This is a genomic window from Sulfurimonas sp. (assembly GCF_028694605.1).
Taxonomy (GTDB): Bacteria; Campylobacterota; Campylobacteria; order Campylobacterales; family Sulfurimonadaceae; genus Sulfurimonas.
Map to the genome: position 1 here is coordinate 1 of NZ_JAQVKP010000024.1, position 10,338 is coordinate 10,338.

The window sequence follows — 10,338 nt, forward strand, 5'->3', positions numbered from 1 at the left end:
TGCATGCCAGATCTATCGCGATGATGCTGCCAAAAGGATACCGGTATGATTTTGATCTGATTTTTGCACAGCGTCACGATGCACCGCCTCTCAAAGAGAATATTGTCCAAATCCCTGCAAATTTTGCCTATATCGAACCCAAAGGGATATACCGGGCAGCAAAACCCTCTGTCGGCATTGTGATCGGGGGCGACAATAAGTATTTCACCTTTTCCAAAGAAAAGCTCAAGCTGCAGCTAAACTCGATCAAGCAGCATTTCAAAGGGTATGAGATCGCCGTTACGACTTCGCCGAGGACATCAAAGGAAATTGATGCGCTGATCAAAAGCAGCGGCTTTGATTATACGGTAATTTATTCGGAAAACCCTGTAAACCCGATACCGGATTTTATCGGCCGGTGTGAAACGGTATGTATCACAGCCGATAGCACTTCGATGGTTTCTGAAGCCCTCAGTGCAGGCAAGGCAAATGTCATGATCTTGCCTTTGGAGAGCAAAAAAGAAAACAAGTTTACGCGGTTTATCGAATCGTTGCAACAACAAGGCTATGTGCATATTTTTGACGGGACATTCAATCCATGCAGCAAAAAAATAGATTTTTGCCGTTACGCCAAGGAGGCTAAATTATGAGGATCGTACAGTTACTGCCCGAACTTAACGAAGGCGGAGTGGAACGGGGCGTTGTTGATTTAAATAGGGAGTTTATTAAAAAAGGTATTGAAAATATTGTTATAAGCAACGGCGGTAGTTTAGTAGATCAAATTTTAAAAGATGGCGGCAAACATATACAATATGATATATGCAGTAAAAATATATTTACCGTTCCCTTAAGAGTGTTTAGGTTAAGAAAGATACTTAAAAAGATAAATCCGGATATCATCCATGTACGAAGCAGAGTTCCCGCTTGGCTTGTATATTTTGCAAATAGATCATTAAAGTTTAAAGTTGTGAGTACCGTACATGGTTTTAATAGTGTAAATTTATATAGCAAAATTATGACAAAAGCTGATAGAATAATTTGTGGCAGCAGTTTTATGATTGAGCATATAATAAAGCACTATCAAGTACCAAAAGAGAAAATTAAATTGATCCCAAGGGGTATTGATTTAGAATATTTTAATAATCAAGATTTAGATGAAAATTTTATTAATAATTTTATTGCTAAATACAATCTCAAAGAAAAAACAGTATTCACTCAAGTTGCAAGAATAACTCAATGGAAAGACCAAAAAACAACGATAAAAGCTTTTGCAAAATTGAAAAAAGAGTATAAAAATTCAGTTCTTCTTTTAGTGGGCGGATATAGAAAAGATAAAGAAGGGTATTATTCTCAATTGGAAATGTTAGTAAAAAATTTAGATTTAGAAAATGAAATCATATTTGTAGGGCATACAAACAAAATAAAAGAAATCTTCTCTCTTGCAAAAATAAATATATCATCCTCCTATAAACCGGAAACTTTTGGTAGAGCGAATGTCGAAGGCATGTTTTTAGGAGTTCCTCTAGTAGGTACCAATGTCGGTGCTACAAGCGATTATATCATAGAGGGGAAAACAGGTTATTATTTTGAACCTGAAAATGAAAATGATTTGTATGATAAGTTATTGCTAGCACTAAAAACAGAGTTTAATAAAGACTATATATCAAATTTTTCAAAAGAGAAATTTTCACTTAAGAGTATGGTTGAAAAAAATATTGAAGTATATAAGAGTATCTAATGATCGCTAAGCCTATTGGTGCAATTGCAGAATATGTGCGTGTCAGGTTTATAAAAGTCTATATGAGAGGTAAGAGGAAATGAAAGTTTGTCAAGTTTTAGCGAGTGACGGGAATGGCGGACTTGAAAAACACACTATCGAACTTTCTAGGGGTTTACAAGCTAAAGGAATCGATATCACTGTTATTGCCTCTAAAAAATATAAAGATGATTTTAAGAATATGAATTTTATAGAAATGGATTTAACAAAAGGTAGATTCAATGTATTTACCTTATGGAAACTTTTTCGTATTTTAAAAAAAGAAAAATTTGATATTATTCATGCCCAAGCAAATAAAGCAACGGATATGATCATTAAATTAAAACCATTTTTAGAATCAAAAATAGTTGCAACCTTACACAATTTTAAAAAAAATTTAAAGCCATTTTTAAAAGCTAATGCAGTGATTACTGTTTCTGACAGAATAGGGGAAAAATTAAATATTGATAATAAAGAAACTGTTTATAATGGAATCGAAATAGCAGATAATATCGATATAGATTTACATAAGCATTTCAATATTCCCACAGATAAATTTATTATTTGTGGTGTCGGAAGATTGGTCGAAGCAAAAGGCTTTGATCTGTTGATTGAAAGTATGCAATATATGGATCATAATATTGTGTTATTACTCATTGGAGATGGCCCGGATAGAGAAAAATTAGAAAAATTATCCAAAAAATTAAATATAGACAATAGAATAATATTTGCAGGCAACATTGAAAATGAATTTACAAAAAGTATGATTAAGTCCAGCGATTTATTAGTGATTTCTTCAAGGAGAGAAGGCTTCTCTTATGTATTTGCAGAATCATTACTTTTAGGTACACCTATTGTGTCTACAGATGTGGCAGATATCAAAAAGTTTATTACACCTCAATATATTTCACATTTTGATCCAAAACTATTTGCAAAAAAAGTCAATGACTTCAAAAAGGATTATGATCAGAATATCGTTGAATATCAGAAAATCTTCAAGAAAGCTAAAAATACATTTACCCTTGAAAATATGACAGCACAAACAATTCAAGTTTATCATAAGGTTTTTCAAAAATGAATGTATTGGTTATCAAAGACAACAAGCCCGGGCACTACAACCAAACAGAGGGGATAGTATTGGCCCTGCAAGAAATTTATCCTGATCTAAAAATTGACGATTGCGAGATAGAAATAAAAAATAAAATAAGCCGCAAACTGCTTAGATATCTTTTAAATGCATTGCCGTTTGTTTTTAAAAATCAGAATAGTTTGAAATATATCAAATACTTTTATGAAAAATTTGCCCTTCCTGCAAACAGACCTGATTTGATCGTTTCAACAGGCGGCAATACGTCAAATCTCAATGCATGGCTGTCGTTGGCATACGGAGCCAAAAATATTTTAAACGGCGCTTTGAGGGGATTGCATGAAGAGCTGTTTACATGTATCACCACCGTCATTGACCTTGGCTATAAAAATCAAGTGATACTTGATGTCGCGCCAAATACGGTCACCCAAGAGATACTCAAAAAAGAAGCAGATGTTTTTTCGTCTTTGCATCATTTGGATAAAAATGAAACCTACTACACATTGCTGGTCGGGGGGGACGGATCGGGCTATAAGTATGATGTAGAATTTTATTCTTATCTTGTTGAGTTTATTAAGAAAGTTTCAGAAGAAAGAAACGTGAAATGGCTGATAACGACTTCCCGAAGAACGCCGCTAGAAATAGAACAAAAATTAAAACAAGAGTTGGATAGGCATAGTGCGTATTTTGTTGAATACCATAAGCAAGCAGAAAAAGTTTTATTGCCGTATTTGGGATTGTGCGAAGCAGTTTTTGTTACCGAAGACAGTTCTTCTATGATCAGTGAGGCTATTTCTGCAAGAAAAAAAGAAACTTATGTTCTTGGCGCGGAGCATGCCAATCCTGATAAAAACTATCAAAAAATTTTAGAGAAATTTTCAGAGAAAGGGCATATCAAAAGAATAAAAATAAATAAGTTTCTTGATTTTCAAAAAACAAAATTTACATTTTTGCCTTTGGCACAGTCTTCAATAGATGAAATTGCTATGAAACTTAAATTTTTGTTATAATTAGTAGAAAAAATAATGAAAATAGCATATTTTATCAACACATTTAAATCAAGTAATTGGGGTGGACAGGCAACATCGGCAGGGATACAATATTTAATTTCTAAAGAATATCCCGATGCAGAATTTATACCGATAGATTTACCGGATCTTCCGTTTAAAAAAATAAAAATTTTTCGCTATTACTACAATTTTCTTTTAAAAAAAGCACTCATGAGTGACAATAAAAAAAACATTTTGCAAATTTTAAAGCTTATGAATATACCTGAAAATTTTTTTGATGCATATACGCATGTCTGCTTTAATGGCGAAGGAGCGGTACATTATGCTTCCGGCCACTTGATTCGATTTATGGGCATGCTTTATTTGGCAAAAATGAAACATAAAACCATTGCATCTATTAATCAAACAATTGATCTGAATAATCGGACCGATTTGGAAGCTTTATTATCAAAAATTTACAACTTATGTGATTTTGTCTCAGTCAGAGAGCCGCTTTCTTGGGAATATGCTAAAAAGATTGGAATTAAAAAATGTCAATTGATTCCTGATGCAGTTTATGGACTGCCAAAGATTGGCAGCAGAGAAATTGATGAGATTATCAAAAAATACAAGCTTCCCAAACAATTTGTTTCGGTTACTGGTTCGTCAATCTTAAATAGAAATAAAAACTCTATAGAAAAAATGGACAAGATTTTGGATTCTATTAAAACTGTTTTTTTTGGGATTCCCATTGTTTTTATGGCAAATGCAAAAACAGACATCTACCTTGCTTATAAGCTGAAAAAAAAATATGATTTAATTGTTCTTCAGACACCAAATGTAAATTATTATGAAGCAATGGCTATATTTTCTAGAGCAGTGATTCTTGTTGGGGGGCGGCAGCATCCGAATATATTTGCCTACATATATCGGGTTCCTTATCTTGCATTTGATGGCAATACATACAAAAATCGTGGGGTTGCTCTATTGCAAAATTATCCCTATATGCCTCTTTCCCATGAAGCCAAACAAGAAGAGATTGTTAAAATGTTGAATGAAATTAAACGCGATGATATAAAATTTAAATCTATTGAAATTAAAAATTTTAGAATTTTTGAAAATAATTTTATAAAAATATAAGACATTTAAAACGGGTCGCCCGCTATTAAATTGCTATACGTTATAATCTCTAAAAAGCAGGTAGGTTTATGCGTAAAAAGTTGAATGTTTGTGTTTTATATGATGAGAATATCATAAGAGTTTCATCAGAGAAGGATTTAATCGAGTTGCATACGCTATCGTCTGTTCCTGTCAATAAAGCAAGACAGGATTTCGCTGTATGGCTATTTCTTCCGATCGCAATGCGATTGAACGCTGATCTTCATATCCAAGGCAGCGGCACCAACATTACTGTCTCAAACGCAATTAAAATGTCACAGATATGGTCCATGTGGATGCCATCACATTTTAATGATATTCAAATCAGTTTTGATACGATATTGCCATCTTCTTTATCTGAAGAATATCAGGAAGATACTCTCTGTTTTTATTCCGGAGGTATTGATAGTACCTATTGTATCGGCAAAAGATTGGAAATATATAAAAATGCACCTTGGTTGCTTACAGTGCAAGGGATGGACTATTCTTATACCGATGAAGTCAAATTTAATCATTTTATAGAGAAGACAGCTCCATTTGTCGATTTAGTTGGAGGCAGTCGGTTTTTTATTAAAACAAATGCATATCATGTGTACAATAAATACAAAGTTAATACAAAACAAAGTCATGTGAGTCATATTTTTGCTTTAGCGGCGTGCGGATTTCTTTATACCGGTTATTTTAAAAAAATAGTTATTGCTGCTGACTATAGATTGGATCAGCAATTTTTGGTATTTCCATGGGGATCAAATTCTGCAACCAACTTTTTATTTAACGATGGAGTCACTTCGCTTATTACTGAAAACGATAATATTGGCAGATCTGAAAAAATACCATTTTTGATGAAATCCGACGAAATGCTTAAATCATTGACATTTTGCGTAGACAAGAAAAGCAGACCTCATAATTGTGGAGTCTGTTCTAAATGCATGAGAACAAAATTAATGTTTCTTGCAGCGACTGGGACGATCCCGGATATTTTTCTTGAAAAAGAAATAAGCAAAAATCCTTTTAAATCATTCAATGTGGCAAAACGTAGCGCACAAGCCTTTATTGCAGATTTATATTATTGTGCAAAAAATAACAATCGATTAAATTTAATCCCAGGGTTGGAAGCTATTATGGCTAAAATAAAAAATGCAAAACAAAACAAAATCTTTGGTTTCTTTAAGAAATAAAATGAATAATTTGATGTTATCATGATTATGAATTACAAAGGCTTTTAGTGAACGCTCAAGAAGTAAGCATAATGTATAACGTTAGGATTATAATAAACAAAAAATGGTTAAATTTATTTGTTCATATATCAAATTGACAATTTTCCATCCATTTTCGCCTTTATGGAGGGTTAATACATCTACACCCTCTCTTTTCTCTTTGTCAGTAATTAATGAATAATTGGCTTTAATAGTAGCTAAATTTCCATATTCATGTTTTTCGATACCGTACCATTGTTCTATAAAAATTTTATTTTCTTTTCCGTATTCTCTCTGTTCCGGCATAGCATCATAAAGTGATGCGGATGATACCATTTTGGTACCTTCAACCTTTATCATTGTAGCATTATCATCAAAAAGTGATCGCCATTGTGTAAACTTTTTTTGTGAAAAATACTTTGGGTAATTTTCTATTATATCGTCAAGGTCTTTTATATAATGTTCCATAACCTAAACTTTTATATGGAATATTTTGTCAAATAAAGCTACGCTATATAATGAAAGCAGCAAAGATTTTCTAAAAGTAGGTTTATTTAAGTCCTCTAATGTTTTTTTTGAAAGTATGCTCTTTAAAAACGGAGAAGTTTTTATTTCATTTACAATTTCATTTTTGTTTCTTTTTAAAAATTCCAGCGAACTCCATTTTAAACCATGAGTATTTTTTCTATATGTAACGATAGGATCCATGATGTCGGACATGGCATCTTTTGCAAATTGTTTATTGTGTTTATTGTGCAAAAATAAATGTTTGTCATGATCTATGTATTTTATGAATCTTGTATCTAGATAGGGCATTCTAACAGAAATATCTGCAGCTTTACCGCTATGGTATGTTTGGTAAGTATATTTTTGCAGTGCTCCTCCTTCTCCGTCGAAATAGTTTTTATAAAAATCAAAAATATCTAAATGATAAGATATTTTTTCTGATTTTGCATTGTCTCTGATGTGTTGAATGTCGGGATTGAAAAATCCTTTAAAATCCTTACCTTGTATTTTGGATAAATATGTCGGTTTAATATCTTTTGAAGAGCTAAAGGAATGATAAATTTCTTTTACCGTTTTCCAAAAAGATAAAAGTTTATATTTTTTGTTAAAGCGCAAAGTATCAAACAATAACTTCCAATTGCGGTTTTTTACAGCTTCAAATATAAATAATTTTATATTAGATTCGAATATGCCTCCCGATACTACATGTTCGGATGCGCCACTGACCATAATGTCAAAGCCGTCTTTTTTTGCTTTATCTGCTATAGTGGTATTGCCTACATTATTTCCCCAAATGTGTATGGGTCTACCATTGGCTTTTATAAGCTCTAAGATATTATCTGATTTTAAGATATTATAATCTATGTTAACTTCTTTTAAATCAGCGTCCATATACGAAGCTGCAAGCCGGGCGAATTTTAGATCATCGCCAAAGCCTGTAGAGGCAGTGTAGCAAGTGATTTTTTGGGGGGACAATATTGCTCCTACGCTTGATAAAAGTGTGCTATCTGTACCACCGGATAGGTTGTAGGCCGTTTTTTTATCATATGTCACTGCTTTTATAACAGCTTCAATATCTTTTCTTAAATTTTTAGATGTAAAAGAAAATGCCGGATCCCTAAAATCATCTAAGGAGGCATAAGTTGAAATATTTATAGGGTTTTTTAGGTTGTCAAGTATGAGCCTTCGGTTTCCTTTCAGCCTGTGTATGTATTTGAAAAAAGTCAAAAAATAATTACTAATTTCTGTTGATACAATAAATTCAATGATGCGTTCCATATTCACATTTCTTGGGATATCAGGAAAAGATTTTAACAAAAGGTCAATGGAGGTACTGATAGCAAACACATTTTCATCATGATAATAAAATAAAGGAAGTTGTCCAAACATATCCGTATTTATCTCTATCTTTTTATCTTCTAAAAAAATATTTATCCATGCAAATGCCCCACCTACGCTACAATAAACTTCATTTTTTGTATCCGTTTGAATGTATTCCATAATTGCTTTTGAATCATCCGGGTACATTTTATAAAAATCCCCTATGATTAAACTGACTTTTCTATCGTTAAAATCAATGATGCCTGATTGTGATTCGAATCCAACAAGTATAGCATCAGAAAGCGCATAATTTTCGGTATTAGGATCAATTGTTTGAATTCCGTTTTCATTGTCTATCAGATACCATTTATCGATATGTTTTTCAGGTAAAATATGAATAGTTTTTTCTCTGCTTTGTATCAATATAAAATTGTTCACCCTTTTTTCCTCTTCCTTCTCTTTATTTAAATTATACTAATTTCATATTTGTAATAGGATTAAAAAAATAACTGTAAGCATTGATCTCAATCGGACAATAAGGCACTGCAAGAAAGGTTTAGCGCTTTTGCATATGCATGGAGAGCTTCATCAATATAATCTGCCAAAGATGCCCCCATTCTGGCATTTATTTCAAATATTTTTATGCATTCATCTTGCAATTTGTAATCAATACAGCATATGCCGTCATACTTGATTGCATTTAATATATTTTTAAACTGACCTATAAATCGGGAGTGATCTACTACTTCTTGGGAGTATCGATTAAAATTTATGCCTTTTATGAACTTTTTTTGAGCAAATGTGTATTTTATAGTTTTATAAAAAACGACTTCCCCATTATGCATTAGAATATGCATTGCATATTCTTCATATCCCTTTATATACTCCTGTATAAAGAATTCATTAGAAGACAATTCACTTTTATATTTGTTTTCTGTATCATGATTGTCTATGATTACTGTATTTGATCCGCTATGGTCAATTCTTTTTTTTAGTATATATGGATAACATAAAATATCAGGTGTTTTTATTGTGCAATTCTCAAATCCATTCTTTAAAAGAAATTCTGTAAATCTTTTTTTATCTATACAAATATCAATAGCTTCATTTGACGGCACAATGGCTTTTTTGTAGTTTAAATAAGAATAATTAGCATTAAAATAAGTAGATGCCTCCTCCGATAAAGGAAATATTAAATAAAACTCATTTAAATTCACTCTTTTGAAATTTGAAAAAATTGGGATGCAAGCAGTCATTCTTTTTATTATTTTTCCCTCTCTTTGACGATGTCTAGAGAATAAAATAATTTTTTTTTTAAAAATTTTAGCAAACAGCATTTTTAATCTATTTCTTAAAACCATAATAACCATTTAGTGCCTAATATTTTATTGAACTATCTATAATATTTTATAAAAATTTAACTTAATTTTATTGAATAAGCTGTTTTTGTATCAAGTATGGATATGGAGCGTGGAGAAGGGGATAGTGTATAATGTACAAAAAGTTGTAGAAAGACAAAGTGTAATGGCAAAATAAAATAAAATTTTTGCTTTCTTGAAAAAAATAGAATTAATAATTTGATGCTATCATAAGTGTAAAAATTATTTTTAGAATAACAATTTTGGTATGAATGATAAACAATGTTGTAAATAGCTAAAAGCAAAACACTCTCTTGTGCAATGCATGGAGAGAGTGTGTAAGACATTTAGAAGCTCAGCTTCATCCCGCCGTAAAAGCTGTTGTTGAAAGTTCTATCCATGTCTTCATAGTCGGTTTTGATGTTTCTATACCCTGCAAACACATGAATTTTTGAGATCACTTCCATATCTGCTTCGGTTCTAAACTCCGAGTAGCTGTCTCCGTCTGAAAACGTCAGCACAGAGGGCGCATAGGCAAAACTTGCTATGAGTGATGTCGGAGGAACGACATCGCTAAACGGAAGTCTGTAGGCTGCTTTTGCCATCAGGGGAAGCGCTGCAAAATCATCTGCAAACACCAATTTTGTCCCCAATCCCAACGTGAGCCCTTCTATCCCCTGCAAACTGCTTTCCCCGCTTACACCGAACGAAGTAAGGTTGTCCCCGTCACTGTTTAGATAGCCTGCGTGCATCATATACGTGGTGCTGCTTGAATAATCAGCCAATACATTAAGGTTCGCAGATGCCAAAAGTTCAAAATCTTCGTTGTTGATATCTATACCGACACTGTTTTCTGCCACTGCCAAAGCGCTTGTGAAGAGTACGGGAAATAATAATTTTTTAATATGCATCAATGACCCCTTGTTTTTAAATAATGTTTTAATGATAACACAGTGTTGCTTTGATTCGTTAGAAAGTCTAATCAGGC

At 32.4% G+C, this 10,338-nt stretch carries 10 protein-coding genes; 6 read left to right on the forward strand and 4 right to left on the reverse strand.

What is annotated here, in order from left to right; translation table 11 throughout:
• The 6 genes from PHY84_RS11095 to PHY84_RS11120 form a co-directional block, all read left to right on the forward strand.
• A partial coding sequence (locus PHY84_RS11095; RefSeq protein ID WP_299859792.1) for an ELM1/GtrOC1 family putative glycosyltransferase occupies positions 1-629 on the forward strand: 629 nt, incomplete at its 5' end.
• Positions 626-1,717: a glycosyltransferase gene (locus PHY84_RS11100; RefSeq protein ID WP_299859794.1), complete on the forward strand. Its 1,092-nt coding sequence runs from the start codon at positions 626-628 to the stop codon at positions 1,715-1,717. The genes PHY84_RS11095 and PHY84_RS11100, both read left to right, overlap by 4 nt.
• Before the next feature lie 79 nt (positions 1,718-1,796).
• Positions 1,797-2,813, forward strand: coding sequence for a glycosyltransferase (locus tag PHY84_RS11105; protein ID WP_299859796.1), 1,017 nt, complete (start codon positions 1,797-1,799; stop codon positions 2,811-2,813).
• Positions 2,810-3,832, forward strand: a complete 1,023-nt coding sequence (locus PHY84_RS11110; protein WP_299859798.1) for an ELM1/GtrOC1 family putative glycosyltransferase — start codon at positions 2,810-2,812, stop codon at positions 3,830-3,832. The genes PHY84_RS11105 and PHY84_RS11110 overlap by 4 nt, the downstream gene beginning before the upstream one ends.
• A gap of 15 nt (positions 3,833-3,847) precedes the next feature.
• Positions 3,848-4,951 carry a polysaccharide pyruvyl transferase family protein gene (locus tag PHY84_RS11115; protein WP_299859799.1) on the forward strand — a complete coding sequence of 368 codons (1,104 nt, stop codon included), beginning with the start codon at positions 3,848-3,850 and terminating at the stop codon, positions 4,949-4,951.
• A 68-nt stretch (positions 4,952-5,019) separates the two neighbouring features.
• Positions 5,020-6,147, forward strand: a complete 1,128-nt coding sequence (locus PHY84_RS11120) for a hypothetical protein (protein ID WP_299859801.1) — start codon at positions 5,020-5,022, stop codon at positions 6,145-6,147.
• Positions 6,148-6,234: 87 nt separating this feature from the next.
• Here PHY84_RS11120 and PHY84_RS11125 read toward each other — a convergent pair whose 3' ends face one another.
• From PHY84_RS11125 to PHY84_RS11140, 4 genes are all read right to left on the reverse strand, one after another.
• Entirely contained in the window at positions 6,235-6,633 is a 399-nt protein-coding gene (locus PHY84_RS11125) for a hypothetical protein (protein ID WP_299859803.1), read from the reverse strand.
• Between the two features lie 3 nt (positions 6,634-6,636).
• The gene (locus tag PHY84_RS11130; RefSeq protein WP_299859805.1) at positions 6,637-8,430 is read right to left on the reverse strand and encodes an asparagine synthase-related protein; all 1,794 of its coding nucleotides are present in this window, start codon (positions 8,428-8,430) and stop codon (positions 6,637-6,639) included.
• A gap of 86 nt (positions 8,431-8,516) precedes the next feature.
• A complete protein-coding gene (locus tag PHY84_RS11135; protein WP_299859806.1) occupies positions 8,517-9,362 on the reverse strand; it encodes an ATP-grasp domain-containing protein in 846 nt (281 codons plus the stop codon).
• Positions 9,363-9,697: 335 nt separating this feature from the next.
• Positions 9,698-10,338, reverse strand: a 641-nt coding sequence (locus tag PHY84_RS11140; protein WP_299859808.1) for a YfaZ family outer membrane protein, incomplete at its 5' end; no start/stop codon positions are given.

Coding starts and splice junctions, on each gene's coding strand:
- PHY84_RS11100 (WP_299859794.1), top strand. CDS start 626: ATGAGGATCGTACAGTTACTGCCCGAACTTAACGAAGGCGGAGTGGAA.
- PHY84_RS11115 (WP_299859799.1), top strand. CDS start 3,848: ATGAAAATAGCATATTTTATCAACACATTTAAATCAAGTAATTGGGGT.
- PHY84_RS11125 (WP_299859803.1), bottom strand. CDS start 6,633: ATGGAACATTATATAAAAGACCTTGACGATATAATAGAAAATTACCCA.
- PHY84_RS11120 (WP_299859801.1), top strand. CDS start 5,020: ATGCGTAAAAAGTTGAATGTTTGTGTTTTATATGATGAGAATATCATA.
- PHY84_RS11105 (WP_299859796.1), top strand. CDS start 1,797: ATGAAAGTTTGTCAAGTTTTAGCGAGTGACGGGAATGGCGGACTTGAA.
- PHY84_RS11110 (WP_299859798.1), top strand. CDS start 2,810: ATGAATGTATTGGTTATCAAAGACAACAAGCCCGGGCACTACAACCAA.
- PHY84_RS11135 (WP_299859806.1), bottom strand. CDS start 9,362: ATGGTTATTATGGTTTTAAGAAATAGATTAAAAATGCTGTTTGCTAAA.